The sequence below is a fragment of the Pseudomonas syringae genome (genome assembly GCF_021605415.1).
GTDB classification, from domain to species: Bacteria; Pseudomonadota; Gammaproteobacteria; order Pseudomonadales; family Pseudomonadaceae; genus Aquipseudomonas; species Aquipseudomonas syringae_S.
Genome location: NZ_WKEQ01000037.1, coordinates 1 through 16245, shown reverse-complemented (window position 1 = coordinate 16245; position 16245 = coordinate 1). Strand labels below are relative to the sequence as shown.

Annotated in this window: 12 protein-coding genes, 1 tRNA gene and 1 riboswitch; of the genes, 8 read left to right on the top strand and 5 right to left on the bottom strand. The window is 59.5% G+C overall.

Going from position 1 to position 16245, the window contains the following annotated elements; genetic code table 11:
* Positions 1-79 precede the first annotated feature (79 nt).
* Both GIW69_RS21670 and GIW69_RS21665 read right to left on the bottom strand, forming a co-directional pair.
* On the bottom strand, positions 80-1180 hold the full coding sequence (locus GIW69_RS21670) for a polyamine ABC transporter substrate-binding protein (protein ID WP_236484822.1): 1101 nt from the start codon (positions 1178-1180) through the stop codon (positions 80-82).
* A gap of 265 nt (positions 1181-1445) precedes the next feature.
* Complete coding sequence (locus GIW69_RS21665) at positions 1446-2852, bottom strand: cytosine permease (protein ID WP_236484821.1); 1407 nt, start codon at positions 2850-2852, stop codon at positions 1446-1448.
* Positions 2853-3169: 317 nt separating this feature from the next.
* Here GIW69_RS21665 and GIW69_RS21660 point away from each other — a divergent pair, with 317 nt between their 5' ends.
* Entirely contained in the window at positions 3170-3655 is a 486-nt protein-coding gene (locus GIW69_RS21660) for a flavin reductase family protein (RefSeq protein ID WP_236484820.1), read from the top strand.
* A 306-nt stretch (positions 3656-3961) separates the two neighbouring features.
* Positions 3962-5005 (top strand): LLM class flavin-dependent oxidoreductase, encoded by a 1044-nt coding sequence (locus GIW69_RS21655; protein ID WP_236484819.1) that lies wholly within the window; start codon positions 3962-3964, stop codon positions 5003-5005.
* Between the two features lie 126 nt (positions 5006-5131).
* On the opposite strand, the gene GIW69_RS21650 is transcribed toward GIW69_RS21655, so the two are convergent.
* Together GIW69_RS21650 and GIW69_RS21645 are read right to left on the bottom strand one after the other, a co-directional pair.
* Positions 5132-5206 (bottom strand) — tRNA-Gln (locus GIW69_RS21650).
* A gap of 382 nt (positions 5207-5588) precedes the next feature.
* Positions 5589-6602: a GlxA family transcriptional regulator gene (locus GIW69_RS21645; RefSeq protein ID WP_236484818.1), complete on the bottom strand. Its 1014-nt coding sequence runs from the start codon at positions 6600-6602 to the stop codon at positions 5589-5591.
* 148 nt (positions 6603-6750) lie between these two features.
* Positions 6751-6944, top strand: a riboswitch (cobalamin riboswitch).
* Positions 6945-7090: 146 nt separating this feature from the next.
* On the opposite strand from GIW69_RS21645, the gene GIW69_RS21640 reads away from it, so the two are divergent.
* From GIW69_RS21640 to GIW69_RS21625, 4 genes are read left to right on the top strand one after another with little or no spacing between them, the layout of a single operon-like run.
* Positions 7091-8104 (top strand): ABC transporter substrate-binding protein, encoded by a 1014-nt coding sequence (locus GIW69_RS21640; RefSeq protein ID WP_236484817.1) that lies wholly within the window; start codon positions 7091-7093, stop codon positions 8102-8104.
* On the top strand, positions 8101-9117 hold the full coding sequence (locus tag GIW69_RS21635; protein WP_236484816.1) for an iron ABC transporter permease: 1017 nt from the start codon (positions 8101-8103) through the stop codon (positions 9115-9117). Before GIW69_RS21640 ends, GIW69_RS21635 begins: the two co-directional genes overlap by 4 nt.
* Positions 9114-9887 (top strand): ABC transporter ATP-binding protein, encoded by a 774-nt coding sequence (locus GIW69_RS21630; RefSeq protein WP_236484815.1) that lies wholly within the window; start codon positions 9114-9116, stop codon positions 9885-9887. The genes GIW69_RS21635 and GIW69_RS21630 overlap by 4 nt, the downstream gene beginning before the upstream one ends.
* Before the next feature lie 19 nt (positions 9888-9906).
* Positions 9907-11238 carry an OprD family porin gene (locus GIW69_RS21625; protein WP_236484814.1) on the top strand — a complete coding sequence of 444 codons (1332 nt, stop codon included), beginning with the start codon at positions 9907-9909 and terminating at the stop codon, positions 11236-11238.
* Between the two features lie 102 nt (positions 11239-11340).
* On the opposite strand, the gene GIW69_RS21620 is transcribed toward GIW69_RS21625, so the two are convergent.
* Positions 11341-12246 carry a glycine betaine ABC transporter substrate-binding protein gene (locus GIW69_RS21620; RefSeq protein WP_236484813.1) on the bottom strand — a complete coding sequence of 302 codons (906 nt, stop codon included), beginning with the start codon at positions 12244-12246 and terminating at the stop codon, positions 11341-11343.
* A 253-nt stretch (positions 12247-12499) separates the two neighbouring features.
* On the opposite strand from GIW69_RS21620, the gene GIW69_RS21615 reads away from it, so the two are divergent.
* Both GIW69_RS21615 and GIW69_RS21610 read left to right on the top strand, forming a co-directional pair.
* On the top strand, positions 12500-14536 hold the full coding sequence (locus tag GIW69_RS21615; protein WP_236484812.1) for an NADH:flavin oxidoreductase: 2037 nt from the start codon (positions 12500-12502) through the stop codon (positions 14534-14536).
* A 169-nt stretch (positions 14537-14705) separates the two neighbouring features.
* A partial coding sequence (locus tag GIW69_RS21610) for a DUF6531 domain-containing protein (RefSeq protein WP_236484811.1) occupies positions 14706-16245 on the top strand: 1540 nt, incomplete at its 3' end.

The following is a 16245-nucleotide window of genomic DNA, read 5'->3' as shown; positions in this document are numbered from 1 at the left end:
CGGCATTCCCACGCGGAGCATGGGAACGATCAAACGTCAAAAGATCGCAGCCTGCGGCAACGCCTACACGGGTTGGGTTTTATTTGTCGGATTTGATGCTGGTCCAGACGCGTGTACGTACGCGCTCCAGTTTCTGCGGGAGCGGCTGTACGACGTAAAGGGTTTTCAGGGCTTCGCTGGTCGGCGTCAGGTTCGGGTTGCCGGTGATGTCCTTGTTGATGAGCGACATCGAATCCTTGTTCGCATTCGGATAACCGAGGAAATCGCTGATCGGCGCGATGACTTTCGGATCAAGCAAGGTGTTGAGGAATTCGTGGGCTTCTTCGACGTTCTTCGCACTCTTCGGAATGGCGAAGGTGTCGAACCAGATCGGTGCGCCTTCCTTCGGCAAGCGCCAGTCGACGACCACGCCGTTGCCCGCCTCTTTCGCGCGGTTGCCGAACTGATAGAAGCTGCCCGAGTAACCGATGGCCACGCAGATGTCGCCGTTAGCGATGTCGGTCATGTATTTGGCCGAGTTGAAGTAGGTCACGTACGGACGAATCTTCTGCATCAACGCTTTGGCTTTTTCGTAGTCGGCCGGGTTTTGGCTGTTCGGGTCCAGGCCCAGGTAATGCAGGGCCAGCGGCAGGATTTCCGACGGCGAATCGAGCATCGCCACGCCACAGGATTTGAGCTTTTCCATGTTCTCGGGCTTGAACACCAGATCCCAGCTGTCCACCGGCGCATTCTCACCCAGCGCCGCCTTGACCTTGGCCGGGTTGAAGCCGATCAACACCGTGCCGTACATGTAGGGCACGCCGTACTGGTTGCCGGGGTCGTTGGCGTCAAGCAACTTGAGCAGTTCCGGATCCTGGTGTTTCCAGTTCGGCAATTTCGATTTATCGAGTTTCTGGAACACGCCGGCCTTGATCTGGGTGTCGAGAAACTGGTTCGACGGCACTACCAGGTCGTAGCCAGAGTTGCCGGTGAGCAATTTGGCTTCCAGGGATTCGTTGGTGTCGAAGGTGTCCCAGGTCACTTTGATGCCGGTTTGCGCGGCGAAGTCCTTGGGTACGGCGGGCAAGATGTAATCGGCCCAGTTGTACACCCGCAGTTCGCGTTGTTCGGCCTGGACGGCGCTGGCGATCAGCGTCAGCCCACACACAGTGGCGCCCAGAATGCGTTTGATCGTGACCATGGTTGTGTCCCCGGATGCGGCGTGAGTTCGATGGTTTTTATGCTCTGTACACGGCAGCGGCTCGAAAAGAGCCAAGGGCAAGCAGGTGGTGAGTCTAGTTGTGGTTTTGCCTCATGAGCGATGACTAGATTCTTGCCGACCTCAACGGTCGATCACAGTAGGCCCGTTGGCCAAAAGGGGATCGAAATGGCCAATGTGCGTGACCCGGATGATGCGCAAAAAAATACCCGGCAATGTGCCGGGCATCTTTTACCTCGCGAATCGATCAGTCGGTGTAACCCAGTCGCGCCGCCCTGCTCTTTTGGGTTTTACCCCGTGTCGCCAGGCAGTAATACAGCGGGCACGTGACGATCAGGCCGACCAGCCACGACAGATCCGCACCGTCCACCAGATTCGCGTACGGGCCGACATACAGCGACGTGTTGGCGAACGGCAGTTGGACGATGATGCCGATGAAGTAGGCGATGATCGCGTGCAGATTGAAGCGGCCGTAGATGCCGCCGTCGGCGCGGAAGATCGACGCGATGTCGTACTCGCCGCGCTTGATCAGGTAGAAGTCGATCAGGTTGATCGACGCCCACGGCACCAGCACCAGCAGCAAGGCCAGAATCAGGCCGATGAACTCGGAAATGAAGTCAGCCGAAGCACTCAGCGCCACGAGGCAGCAGCCGGTCAGCACCACCGTCGACAGCACCACTCGCACCTTGATACTCGGCGTCCATTGGGCGGCGAATGTCTGGATCGAGGTAATGATCGACAACACCGCGCCGTACAGATTAAGCGCGTTGTGGCTGATGATGTTGAGCAAAAACAGCACCATCAGGATCGGCCCGAGCCAGCCAGTGGACTGCTTGACGGCGGCCATCGCCTCGGTGCCTTCCGGCGTCGCCAGCACGGCTACCGCGCCGAAAGCGAACGACAGAATCGTGCCCAGCGTGGCGCCCAGATACGTGGCGATAAATGGCTTGCTGATGCCGATGTCCGCTGGCAGATACCGCGAGTAGTCGGACACATAGGGCGAGAAGCTGATCTGCCAGATGATCCCCAGCGACACCGTCGCCAGCCAACCTGAGAGGTTGAAGCTGCCACGGGTGAAGAAATCCACCGGCAGGTCGTGAGCGAAGATGTAGATGAAACCGGCCAGCAGCGCCCCGCCCATCACCCAGGTGCCTATGCGGTTCAGCGTATGGATGAAGTTGTAGCCGATCACGCCGATCGCCGTGGCGCTCAACGCGCCGATCAGAATGCTCAGCGGCGCAGGCACCGACGGTGCGATGCCGACAATGGATTTACCGGCAAGCACAATGTTGGAAATGAAGAAACCGATGTAAATGATCGCCGCGAAAAACACGATCAGCAGCGCGCCATAACGACCGAACTGACCGCGACTCTGCACCATCTGCGGAATGCCCATGCGCGGGCCTTGCGCTGAAGCAAGTGCGATCACCAGACCGCCAATCATATGGCCGAGGGCTATCGCCAGCAGGCCCCACCACAAGTCGAGATGGAACACTTGAACCACCATGGCGCCGGTGACGATGGGCAGTGGCGCGATGTTGGTGCTGAACCAAAGCGTGAATAGGTCGCGGGCCTTCCCGTGGCGTTCCGCGAGTGGGACGTAATCGACCGTGTGATTCTCGATCAACGGATCTTGCCGGGACATCTGGGACATATGCATGAACTCGAGTTTGTCTGTTCTTATCTTTGTATGAAGCCAAACCGGGGGGACTCTATGGCCGCCCCTCAGATGCAGACCATATTATGGTATTCCAAGCATTTCACAAGACTGATCCGCTACTTGCGACGCTATCTGATGCGCAATCCTCGCTGATCCATTGCGTCGATGGCTAGTCGAAACACCCGTAATCATTGAGTTTCCGACGAAAGCTGCACGTTTATCGGTTCACCTAAAAACATCTTGCAATGCATGTATTACGGTATACCATCAGACCTACAAACACATAAAAACCATCACCTGAGGACTGCCCAATGATCGATGCCGCCATCTACAAACAAGTCATGGGCTCGTTCCCCTCTGGCGTAACCGTCATCACCACGCTGGATGATGACGGCCAGATCGTAGGCCTGACCGCCAGCGCATTTAGCTCGCTGTCGATGGATCCGGCACTGGTGCTGTTCTGCCCTAACTACAGTTCCGATTCCTACCCTGTGCTGATCAAAAACAAGCGCTTCGCCATTCATGTTCTGTCCGGCAGCCAGCAAAGCGAAGCCTATGCTTTCGCGCGCAAAGGCAAGGACAAGGCGCAAGGCATCGAATGGACATTGAGCGAACTGGGCAATCCGATCCTGGCGAACGCCACGGCGGTGATCGAGTGCGAGCTGTGGCGCGAATACGAAGGTGGCGACCACGCGATCATGGTCGGTGCGGTGAAAAACCTGATCGTCCCGCAGCAGCACACCGCGCCATTGGTGTACTGCCACGGCAAAATGGGCGCCCTGCCCGTTCCGGCGTGATCCAATTCAAAATCACCACAGTTCGCCATGTAGGAGCCAGCCTGCTGGCGATGAGGCCGGCACATTCAACATTACTGTTGCCTGACCTGACGCCTTCGCAAGCAGGCTCGCTCCCACAGCGGATCTGCGGTGGATGCAGAATCCGGTATCAGCCGAGCACCCTGTAGTAAATTATTTTGCGGATATTTCGTATTATGGTATACCAGATATCAAGCAGCCGATGAGGCGTCCATCAGGGCATGCTCCAGTGCTGAGAACTCAGGCCCGCAAGCGACCGGCCATCAACAAAAGATCCGAGGTAGCGTCATGAAATTTTCCCTGTTCGTACACATGGAACGCTGGGACGAAAGCGTCAGCCACCGCCAACTGTTCGAAGACCTGACCGAACTGACGCTGATGGCCGAAGCCGGTGGTTTCAGCACCGTGTGGATCGGCGAACACCACGCCATGGAATACACCATCTCGCCGAGCCCGATGCCACTGCTGGCGTACCTGGCCGCGAAAACCACCACCATCCACCTCGGCGCCGGCACCATCATCGCGCCGTTCTGGCACCCGCTGCGGGTGGCCGGTGAATGCGCGTTGCTCGACGTGATCAGCAACGGCCGCATGGAAGTAGGTCTGGCGCGTGGCGCCTATCAGGTTGAATTCGACCGCATGGCCGGCGGCATGCCCGCTTCGAGTGGCGGCCAGGCGTTGCGAGAAATGGTGCCGGTGGTACGCGCCTTGTGGAACGGCGACTACGCCCACGACGGCGACATCTGGAAATTCCCCACCTCCACCAGCGTGCCGAAGCCTGTGCAGAAGCCGAACCCGCCGATGTGGATCGCCGCTCGCGACCCGGATTCGCACAACTTCGCGGTGGCCAACGGCTGCAACGTGATGGTCACGCCGCTGATGAAGGGCGATGAAGAAGTCCTCGACCTGAAGAACAAGTTCCAGACTGCCCTGGACAACAACCCGGACGTACCGCGCCCGCAACTGATGGTGCTGCGCCACACCCACGTCCACACCCAGGACGATCCGGACGGCTGGAAAGTCGGCGCCAAGGCAATCTCGCGTTTCTACCGCACCTTCGATGCCTGGTTCGGCAACAAGACCACGCCGGTCAACGGCTTCCTCGACCCGAGCCCGGAAGAAAAATTCGCCGCCCGCCCGGAATTCGAACTGGAGAGCCTGCACAAAACCGCCATGATCGGCACCCCGGAAGAAATCATCCCGCGCATCAAGTACTACGAGGAACTGGGCGTCGATGAATTCAGTTTCTGGTGCGACAACAGCCTGCCGCACGCGGAGAAGAAGAAATCCCTTGAGTTGTTCATCAAGCACGTCGTGCCAGCGTTTCGCTAAACGCTGAATAACACGCAAAAAAAGGCCCCGATCCATGGATCGGGGCCTTTTTTGTATTTGATGAAATCAAGTGGGCGCTGAGCCTTGATGGCTGGGCGAATCAAAACGGGATTTACATCAGGAAAATGGCAGGGGCGGCTGGATTCGAACCAACGCATGGCAGGATCAAAACCTGCTGCCTTACCGCTTGGCGACGCCCCTGTATCTGTTGCGATGAGTGCCTGGCACCCGGATTCCTGCATCAGCGAGATCGGGAAAGGGATTCCCTTCGCTGCGAGCCGTTTGAGGCTCTCTGTAAGAATGCGCGGCAATTTAACAACTTTATGCCCGTCTGTGAACCCCTGATGAGCATAAAAATCTTGTAAAACAGCCACTTATTTTTCCGATGATATGCATCAGAACGAATGACTCCGGAAACTCGCCTGGAAACGCAGACGGCAGCTGCGTCGATATCCATCTATTTTTGCGCGTTGTTTTGCGGGCGAGCCCGGCCCGAGTGATTGTGACGAGCTGTGAAATCTGTAGGAGCCTGGCTTGCCAGCGATGGCGGCAGGTCAGCCGATAAAAATGTTGGCTCATCGAATCATTTGACCAACCGGGTTTCTCTGGACGGGCGATAGCCGAAATAGGCGGTGTAGCATTTGCTGAAATGGCTCGGTGACACGAAGCCGCAAGCCACCGACACTTCAACAATTGACAGCGTCGTGTGCTGAAGCAGTCGCCGCGCTTCGGTGATGCGCAAATCCATGTAATAACGCTGCGGTGTGGTGCCGAGCTGATCCTTGAACAAACGCTCGATCTGCCGCCGTGAACGCCCGGCATATTCACACAGCGTTTCCAGCTCCAGCGGCTCTTCCAGGTTGGCGTCCATCAAATTCACTACTTCGCGCAACGGCCCGCTCACCGATTGGCTCAGAGACGGTTTGATGCGCCGATACCGCGATGCCTCGAATGCGAGAATGTCTTCAATCCCGTCGGTCAAACCTTTGTCGTACAGCGCCTTGATCCACTCCAGCGCCATATAGAACGAGCCTGTCGGGCTGGATGCGGTCAGACGGTTGCGATCGACCACATACGCTTCACTGGTGACCTGCGCGAGCCTCGCGATTTCCGCCAAGGCCGGACGGTGTTCAGGGTGCACGGCACAACGATACCCATCGAGCAAACCGGCGCGCCCGAGAAACCACGCACCATTCCAGATCCCCGCCAGCGTTACGCCCTGCTCTGCCGCGTCTTGGAGAAGATCAATCAAAGCGTCGTCCGCCGTCAGCGCCGTGCGATAGCCACCGCAAACCACCAGCAAGTCCAGCGCCTCAATTGCGGCGTGGCTCAAACGGGCATCAGGGCGAATCACCAGCCCCAAGTCGCTGACCACTTCGCCGTCGGCCAGACCGAAGGTTCGCGTGGTGAATAATTCGGGCCGCAACAGGTTCGCCGTGACGATGGTGTCGAGCGCCTGGGTGAAGGCCGGCAATGAAAAATGCTCCAGCAACAAAAAACCTGCCCGCGCTTTCAGCGGCGCCTGACCTTCTGGATCTTTCAGATAACGAAGGTTTTTGCCTTTCATTGCACCACTGAACTGACGTCGCTCTACCAACCTTTGCCTCACTTGATCACATTGAAGATCACCTGCGATTAGCCGCAGGCCTTAGGGCGCGAGCACGAAGGCTAGGCCAGTTGGGTTGCGGGGGCCAGTCTATCCTGTGCATCCGCGCAATTCAGCCTCCCCAAATGCGAGCGGATAATATAACATGCCGTCCGCCGGTTCCTTAACGGGACTAAAAGGGAATTCGAGATGCCGCCACGGCATTAACCGGAACTGCCCCCGCAACTGTAGATGCCGAGCCTTGCTCCCTCAGCGCCACTGGATGATTCCGGGAAGGCCGGAGCGCGGCGACGACGCATCAGTCAGGAGACCTGCCGGCCAAAGCAACATCACTAACCGGCGGGGTGTCCGGGAAGGACATCCTTGCCGCGTACTATTTGATAGTCACCCGGCCTCGCACTGCCTGCCCGGCAGCGTTTGATGATGTGTTTCCAGTTCCGTGCCCCCGCCTCTCGTACGGTTCAAATGGAGTTTGCGTCATGCTGCTGTCCCGTGTTGCCACCCTTGTCACCGGCCTCGGTTTTTGCGCGTTGGCGCAGGCGAGCCCTACCCACTTTCCCCTGACAATCGACAACTGCGGCAACCACCTGACCTTCCAGCATGCCCCCACCCGCGCCGTGACCATTGGCCAGACCGGCACCGAAATACTTTACGCCTTGGGCCTTGGCGAAAAAGTCGCCGGCACTTCCCTGTGGTTCAACGATGTCTTGCCCCAATACAAGGCGCAGAACGACAAGATCGAGCGACTGGCCGACAACGATCCAAGCTTTGAAGCCGTGATCGGCAAGCGCCCGGAACTGGTCACCGTGGAGTTCGAATGGCAAGTCGGCCCGCAAGGCGTGGTCGGTACTCGCGAGCAGTTCCACGAACTGAAAATCCCCACCTACGTCCTGCCGTCCGACTGCGAAGCCAAGGACAATCTGGTCGGCGCCGACGGCACTCGTCTGAAGCCATTCAGCGTCGACAGCCTGTACAAAAGCGTCAGCCAACTCGCCGACATTTTTGATGTGCAGAAGCGCGGCCAACAACTGAACGCTGAACTGAAGGCGAGCCTGGCCATGTCCATCGCATCGGTGAAAAAACAAAACTTGAAAGACGCCAGCGCATTGGTCTGGTTCTCCAGCGCCGAGATGAACATCGACCCGTTTGTCGCCGGCCACCAAGGCATTCCTCAGTTCATGCTCGACACCCTTGGCGTGCGCAACGTCGTGCAGTCGGATGAGGAGTGGCCGACCGTTGGCTGGGAAACCCTGGCCAAGGCCAACCCGACCTTTCTGGTCATCGCGCGCATGGATCGCCGGCGCTACCCGGCAGACGACTATGAAAAAAAACTGGCTTTCCTGCACAGCGATCCGGTGACCCGAAACATGGACGCGGTGAAGAACAATCGCATCATCATCCTCGACGCTCTGGCCCTGCAGGCCAGCCTGCGGATGTTCGATGGCCTTGAGCAACTGGCGACTGCCATTCACGGCTACGACGTGCCGAAATGACCCACCGTTTACTGCGTATCGTCCTTGCCGTCACGACATTGCTGATCGCCGTGCTCGCCGGCGTGACTATTGGTGAGACGCCGATTGAACCCGGCGTAGTGTTTCAGGTACTGGCGAACAAGCTGTGGGCGGCCGGTCATGTGCTCGACCCTATCGACGAAGGCATCGTCTGGAACTACCGCCTCACCCGTGCGCTGGTGGCCGCCGCGTGCGGTGCGGGCCTGGCGACCTGCGGGGTGATTCTGCAATCGCTGTTGCGCAACCCGCTGGCCGATCCCTATCTGCTGGGCATTTCCGCCGGCGCGTCGACCGGCGCGGTGATGGTGGCATTGCTCGGAGTCGGCGCGGGGGCGATTACGCTATCGGCCGGCGCCTTCGTCGGCGCAATTGCCGCGTTTGCCTTGGTGATTTTGTTGGCGCGGGCCAGCGGTTCCTCCAGCGGAGCCGGGCAGATCATTCTCGCGGGCATTGCTGGCTCGCAGCTGTTCAATGCGCTGACCGCGTTTCTCATCACCAAATCGGCCAGTTCGGAACAGGCACGCGGGATTATGTTCTGGTTGCTCGGCAACCTCAGCGGCGTGCGCTGGCCGTCAGTGTGGCTGGCGGTGCCGGTGGCGCTGTTCGGTCTCGCCGTGTGTCTGTGGCATCGACGGGCGCTGGATGCGTTCACCTTTGGCACGGATTCGGCGGCGTCGCTGGGCATTGCAGTGCGCCGCGTGCAAATCGTGTTGATCGGTTGTGCAGCGCTGGTGACGGCGGTGATGGTGTCGATAGTGGGTTCGATCGGCTTCGTCGGGCTGGTGATTCCTCATGCTGCTCGCCTGTTGCTGGGCACCGGTCATGCGCGATTGCTGCCGGCCAGTGCGCTGGGGGGCGCGCTGTTTTTGATTGCTGCGGACGTGCTGTCGCGCACGCTCATCAAAGGTCAGGTGATCCCGGTGGGTGTGGTCACGGCACTGGTCGGCGCGCCGGTTTTTGCGCTGATTCTCATTGGCCGGAGAAACGCGAGATGAGTGATCCCGGCGTTCTGAGTTGCCGTGACCTAACGTTCAAGATCCGCGATGCCGAGTTGCTGGTGGGCGTCAGCCTTGACGTTCGACGCGGCGAAACCCTTGGCATCGTCGGCCCGAATGGCTCGGGCAAATCCACGCTGCTCAAACTGCTTGCCGGATTGCGCCCGCCCGCCAACGGCGAGGTGCGTCTGGAAGGACAACGCCTGGCCAAATTGTCACGGCGAAGCATCGCCCAACGCCTGGCAGTGGTCGAACAACAAGCCGACACCGACGACAGCATCGGCGTATTCGACGCCGTCGCGCTGGGCCGTACGCCCTGGCTGTCGGCACTGAGCCCGTGGTCGCCGGAAGACGACGCCATCGTCCGCCAGGCCCTGAGCGATGTCGACGCGACGCACCTTGCCCGTCGCACCTGGCGCAGCCTTTCCGGCGGTGAACGCCAGCGCGTGCACATCGCCAGGGCGCTGGCACAGCGACCGCAAATCCTCTTGCTCGACGAGCCGACCAATCATCTGGACATCCAGCATCAACTGGCGATTCTGCAGCAAGTGCAGTCCTTGCCGGTGACCACGCTGATCGCCCTGCATGACCTCAATCAAGCCCTGACCTGTGACCGCCTCGCCGTACTGGAGCGCGGTCGCCTGGTCGCTCTCGGCAAGCCCTTCGACGTGCTGACGCCGCAACGTTTGCACGACACCTTCGGCGTGCAGGCGCACTACCTGACCGACCCTTTCGATGGAGCGCAGATTCTGCGTTTGCGCCCGACGTGATTCTGTTTACGGAGTTTTAATGATGCGGAATTCATCCTTGACCCTGCCGCTGGCGGGCGCCCTGCTCTGCTCATCGGTACAGACCAGCGCCGAAGGCTTTATTGAAGACAGCACCTGGAGCGTGCTCAACCGCACCGTCTACGACAACCGCGAATACCGCAACGGCGCCAGCAACAGCGGCGCGCGCAACGCCTATAAGCCGCGATCCGAGCGCAACGGTTATGCCGAGGAGTGGGCCTACGGTTTGATGGGCACTTATCAGTCGGGATTCACTCAAGGGTTGGTCGGCGTGGGTGTCGACGCACACGCCTATTTCGGCGCGCAACTGGACAGCGGCGGCGGCCGAGCGGGCAAGGCGCGGTTGCTCGGCCTGGACAATGACGGGCATCCGAAAGACGAATACAGCCGTGGCGGCGCAGCGGTGAAGCTACGCGTGTCCTCGACCGTTCTATCGATGGGTGAACAACGCGTGAAGACGCCGGTGTTCAGCTCTTCCGACAGCCGCCTGTTACCGGAAACCGCCACCGGACTGTTCCTCACCAGCCACGAAATCGACTCGCTGAAACTGGTCGCCGGGCACTTCAACGAAAGCACCGACCGCAATGCCAGCAGCCACGACCAAGGCTTCGTCGTGAATTATTCCAACGGCGTGCAAGGCAACACTTTTGACCTCGCCGGCATGGTGTACACCCCGAGCAAAAATTTCACCACGAGCCTTTACACCTCGCGCTACGAAGACACCTGGAACGAGCACTACCTCGGCGCCACGTTCATTCAACCGCTGGATGACCGGCGCTCGCTGAGTTTCGACCTCAACCTCTACCGCACCACCGACACCGGCAAAGCACTGTCGGGACAAATCGACAACACCACGTGGAGTCTGTTGTCGACCTACGCACAAGGCCCGCACAGCGTGACCCTCGGGTACCAGAAAGTGGATGGCGACACGCCGTTCGACTACGTCACTCGCGGCGCAATCTTCCTCGGCAACGCCGTGCAGATGTCGGACTTCAACGCGCCGAACGAGCAGTCCTGGCAAGCGCGATATGACTTCAATGCGACCACGGTTGGCGTGCCGGGGCTGGTTTTGACTGCGCTCTATGTGCGCGGCAGCCAGATCGATGGCAGCCATGTTGACCCGCGCGGAGGCTACGCTTATCTGGGTTATGGCGAGGGCGGTAAGCACTGGGAACGTGATCTTGAGGCGCGGTACGTCGTGCAAAGCGGCAGCGCCAAAGGCACGACGTTTTCCCTTCGTCACAATATGCATCGGGGTAACACGGCGCAGGCTGAGCTGGATGGCGATCAGATTCGTCTAGCCGTGGAGTACCCGCTGACGGGGCGGTTTTAAAGACTCAGCTGCATGTGCGTGGTCTGCCACAGCAGATCGGCTTCGACATCAGTATGTCGGATGCGTCGGCCGACCATGCTATCCCGTTCGCCAGGCATTCACCTAAGGCGCGCGACTCCCCACGGTTTGCCCGGCTTCGAACATCGCCTCAAAACGTGGTTTGTTCGCCGCGTAATATGCCGACACCGCCTCGTCCGACGACGTCTGCCGCGCCTGCATCATCAGCGCTTCAAGGTCAGCCTGAGGGATTGAGTAGTGCGCAAAGAAAGACGCCACCTGGGGAAACTCCTGAGTGAAGCCTTTGCGCCCCATCGCATGAATCTGCTCGGCGCCGCCGAAGATGCCCTTCGGATCATCGAGATAACGCAGCGACCATTTGGAGAACATCCAGTGCGGGCTCCAGGCATTGACCAGTGACCACTTGTCGCGTTTGTTGTTGCGATCCAGTTCGTTGAGCATGCCGGTTTCAGACGACGCCACCAGTTTGTAGCCGGCCAGTTTGTACTCGTCGATCGCTTTGACGGTGAGCTTGTACTGACCGTTGCCCACTTCTGAGGTGAGAATCTTGCCGTCGAATTTGTCGCGAATACCGGGCTTGTTTAGATCTTCGACGCTGGCAATTTCGCTGACCGGAATCGACGTCGGCACGGCCATGCCGATTCGCCCTTCGTAGAGCACGCCGAGGTCTTCGAGACGGTCGCGATACTTGTCGTAGAAGGCTTTGTGCGTGCTCGGCAGCCAGACCATCGGGATCATGTCGATGTTGCCGTTGGCCAGTGCCTGGAACTGAATGCCGATGTCGGCCATGACCAGTTTGACCGGCTGTTTGAGGTGATCTTCGAGGGCTTTGGTGGCGAGTTTGACGGTGATTTCGGTGTCGGACCAGTTGACCCAGCCAATTCGCACAGGCGTGGGGTCAGCGGCGTGCACCAGCGTAGCACTGGCGGCGAGTACTACACCGGCCAGGCAGGTGCGGAGTCTTTTTCGATTCGTCGAATGAGCGTTCATCAAGCGTCTTCCTGTTGGGTTGTTATTGGCAGGTTTTTCTTAATGTGAACGGCCTTGCGGTCGCAAAAAGTGCAGCCTTGCGGGTGGCCCGATCGACCAATAGCCCTTCTCCTTGTGTGCCGATCTTATGCGCAGGCAGCGTACAGCGCAAGCAAAATGTACATGTATGTCAGCCACCATTGACACACATGTACAGTTACCCTAATTTCAAGTGGCCGAGCCTGATGAAGCCCACCCTTGGAGCGCACCCGCCATGTCCAGCGATCCCTTGCTGCAGCCCTATAAGATCAAACACCTGACCCTCAGAAACCGGATCATCACCACGTCCCACGAACCGGCCTATCCGGTCGACGGCATGCCCAAGGATTTGTATCGCGCCTACCATGTCGAACGGGCCAAGGCCGGCGTCGCGCTGACCATGACCGCTGGCTCCGCGGCGGTTTCGCGCGACAGTCCGCCAGTGTTCAACAACGTCCTTGCCTACCAGGACGAAGTGGTCAAATGGCTCAAAGACCTGACTGACGAGTGCCACGAACACGGTGCCGCCGTGATGATCCAGTTGACCCACCTGGGCCGTCGCACGCGCTGGGACAAGGCCGACTGGCTGCCGGTAGTCTCGCCCTCGCATCACCGCGAGGCGGCGCACCGTTCCTTCCCGAAAAAAATGGAAGACTGGGACATCGACCGCATCATCAAGGATTACGTCGATGCCGCCGAACGCATGAAAGCGGCGGGCATGGACGGTCTGGAACTTCAGGCTTACGGGCATTTGATGGATCAGTTCTGGTCACCGTTGACCAACGAACTTGACGGCCCTTACGGCGGCTCGCTGGAAAATCGCATGCGCTTCACTTTCGACGTTCTGCGCGGCATTCGTCAACGGGTCGGCGAGGACTTCCTGCTCGGCGTGCGCTATACCGGCGATGAAGCACTGCCCGGCGGCTTCAACGCCAGCGAAGGCATGCAGATTTCCCACATGCTCAAAGACAGCGGGCTGGTGGACTTTCTCAACGTCGTACGCGGCCATATCGACACCGATGCCGGGCTCACTGATGTCATCCCGATCCAGGGCATGCGCAACTCGCCGCATCTGGATTTCGCCGGCGAGATCCGTTCCGCCACCGGTTTTCCGACCTTCCACGCCGCGAAGATTCCAGACGTCGCCACCGCGCGCTATGCGGTTGCCTCAGGCAAGGTCGACATGGTCGGCATGACCCGCGCGCACATGACCGATCCGCACATCGTGCGCAAAATCATCGAGAAACGCGAAGAGGACATCCGCCCCTGCGTCGGCGCCAACTATTGCCTGGACCGCATCTATCAGGGCGGCGCCGCGTACTGCATTCACAACGCCGCGACCGGCCGCGAAACCACCATGCCCCACGAGATTCCCAAAGCGCCGCTCAAGCGCAAGGTGCTGGTGATCGGCACCGGCCCGGCGGGACTTGAAGCGGCGCGCGTCGCGGGCGAACGCGGCCATGACGTGACCGTGCTGGAAGCCGCCGACCAGCCCGGCGGACAGATCCGCCTGACCGCCCAGAGCGAGCGCCGCCGCGAGATGATCAGCATCATCGACTGGCGCATGGCCCAGTGCGAACGGCTCGGGGTCAAGTTCCATTTCAATACATGGGCCGAAGCCGACACGGTGCTCGCCCATGAACCGGACGTGGTCATCGTCGCTACGGGCGGCCTGCCCCACACCGAGGTGCTGAGCCACGGTAACGAACTCGTCGTATCGACCTGGGACATCATTTCCGGGGACGTCAAGCCGGGCCGTCAGGTACTGATCTTCGACGACGCCGGCGACCACGCCGCACTTCAGGCCGCCGAAGTCATCGCCAACAGTGGCGCGACCGTGGAAATCGTCACCCCGGATCGCGCGTTTTCCCCCGAAGTCATGGCCATGAACCTGGTACCCTACATGCGCAGCCTGCAGGATCTGGACGTCACGTTCACCGTCACCTACCGCGTCGACGCCGTGGAGAAACGCGATGGCCGTCTCGTCGCAATCTTCGGCAGTGATTACGGCAAGGTGAACAAACAACGGGTCGTCGACCAAGTTGTGATCAACCACGGCACGATTCCGCTGGATGACCTGTATTTCGATCTTCGTCCGCATTCGAGCAATGGCGGCGCGGTGGAGCAGCACGACTTGATCGCGGGCAATGCGCAAAACATGATCACCAATCCGCAGGGCCGCTTTCAGTTGTTCCGCATTGGCGATGCCGTGGCGGCGCGTAATACCCATGCGGCGATTTACGATGCGTTGCGGCTTGTCAAAGACCTCTAGCCCCTAGTGATGTGGCGAGGTCGTCCTCGCCACTGTTTTCTCCGTTTCCACATCGAGAAGTACATTTAGCGAATCGCCCTACAAACACCGTCTCTTTACCCGACTTCTTTCTTTTTTGATCCCTTGCAAAGTCTCTCGCCTCTTCATTGATTGGCGCGAGTGACTGCGGATGTACAAACCCGACCAGCTTTTGGCCCTGAACAACAGCATCGGCTTGCTGGTAGTCGCCGCCATGGATCCCGACCAGCCTGATATCGAGAGCTTGCTGGCGGAGTTCCGCTTGTGCTTGAACACCTATGACAATTGGGCCGAGCAGTTCTGGACGGGGTCGGCGCTGGATATCGAGCAGGTGTTCAAGGTCGGCAACGACGTTCGCCTCAGCGCCCCGATCAGCCAAAACAAACCGGTCAGTTCCTCGGTGGCCATGTGTTCGGCCAGTGGGTCACTGACGCTGGTACACATGTTCGAAGCCGCACGGTTTGTGCCGATCGGCGATACGCCGGTGATGCTCGAACAGGTCATCGCCGACGACGGCGGTGTATTGACCCTCGGCGAACCTGTCCACGCCAGGATCGGCCCGAGCGGCATTCTCGAAATGGCCGGATGTGCTCGTCATCAGCGTTATCGCATTACCTTCTTTCCCGACGTCTCCACCGCCCATGTCAAAGCGCTGCATGACTCCTACCAAGGCCTTGTCGCCGGGCTTGAAGCGTGGCTGCTTGAAGAATGGAAAAGCTTTGCGCCCCAGTGGAAAGAATTTTCCAGCTCCGGTTTTCTGGATCGTTACGGGCAGTTGCAACAGGCCGACTGGCGCGGCTTTGAAAATGCGCTGAATGGCATTTGGGATGACGTGAAACAGCTGTATGCCCTCCTCGCGGATTTGCAGGCCAACAGCGAAAAACTGCTGCAATACCTGAGCGACGCGGATCTTCAAGCATTGCTCCAGGCCTCTGACGAAGCCATCGCCAATGGCCTGTTGATGCTCAGTGATGAACCGTCGCTGTTCATCCACCTCGCCGCGTTTACCAGTTGGTTGAAGATGTTGCCGCCGCAGCATGTGGCCGAAGTGATAGCCGAAGTTCGGGTTGAACTGCTGATCGGTTTTCTGCTGACCAGCGTGAGCGCTGGCATGGGCGTGCCACTGCGGCTGAGCGGCAAAGTGCTGAACAAAGTCAGATCGCCCCGGGCCCGGGAATGGCTGGCGGCGTCGGCGCTGCGCTTGGCTGCGCGGACTTCCGCGCCCGATTTGACGGCCCATGCGGGCGCGTTGAAACCGTTGATGGTCAATGCGCGTCAGGCACCGCTGAGGCCTACGCCTGCGATCCCTCTGTTGGTGCGCAAGGCTGATTCAGCCGAGCTTTCGGTGACCAATCCAGCGACTATCGCGCGTGACAAGTCTCACAACATGACCCGCATCGAGCGTCATGAACCCCGCGATGATGCGCCCGATCAAGCGAAAAACCCCAACGGCGACAGTGCCGACTGCGCGCCGCTGACCTGCACCAACGGCTGCCCGGTGTCGATGGTCACGGGCGAAGAACTGCTGACGCTCACCGATGGCACGCTGGATGGGGTGTTGCCGTTTGCCTTCACCCGACTGTATCGAAGCAGCGCGGCCGAGATTGATGCAGGGCTTGGTTTCGGCTGGAGCCATTCGCTGGCCCATCGTCTGGACATCGACGGTGACGAGGTTGTCTGGATCGACCATG

What these genes read in the sequence shown, in the direction of transcription:
- GIW69_RS21670 (WP_236484822.1), bottom strand. Translation starts at nt 1,180, where the DNA reads ATGGTCACGATCAAACGCATTCTGGGCGCCACTGTGTGTGGGCTGACG.
- GIW69_RS21665 (WP_236484821.1), bottom strand. Translation starts at nt 2,852, where the DNA reads ATGTCCCAGATGTCCCGGCAAGATCCGTTGATCGAGAATCACACGGTC.
- GIW69_RS21660 (WP_236484820.1), top strand. Translation starts at nt 3,170, where the DNA reads ATGATCGATGCCGCCATCTACAAACAAGTCATGGGCTCGTTCCCCTCT.
- GIW69_RS21655 (WP_236484819.1), top strand. Translation starts at nt 3,962, where the DNA reads ATGAAATTTTCCCTGTTCGTACACATGGAACGCTGGGACGAAAGCGTC.
- GIW69_RS21640 (WP_236484817.1), top strand. Translation starts at nt 7,091, where the DNA reads ATGCTGCTGTCCCGTGTTGCCACCCTTGTCACCGGCCTCGGTTTTTGC.
- GIW69_RS21635 (WP_236484816.1), top strand. Translation starts at nt 8,101, where the DNA reads ATGACCCACCGTTTACTGCGTATCGTCCTTGCCGTCACGACATTGCTG.
- GIW69_RS21630 (WP_236484815.1), top strand. Translation starts at nt 9,114, where the DNA reads ATGAGTGATCCCGGCGTTCTGAGTTGCCGTGACCTAACGTTCAAGATC.
- GIW69_RS21625 (WP_236484814.1), top strand. Translation starts at nt 9,907, where the DNA reads ATGATGCGGAATTCATCCTTGACCCTGCCGCTGGCGGGCGCCCTGCTC.
- GIW69_RS21620 (WP_236484813.1), bottom strand. Translation starts at nt 12,246, where the DNA reads ATGAACGCTCATTCGACGAATCGAAAAAGACTCCGCACCTGCCTGGCC.
- GIW69_RS21615 (WP_236484812.1), top strand. Translation starts at nt 12,500, where the DNA reads ATGTCCAGCGATCCCTTGCTGCAGCCCTATAAGATCAAACACCTGACC.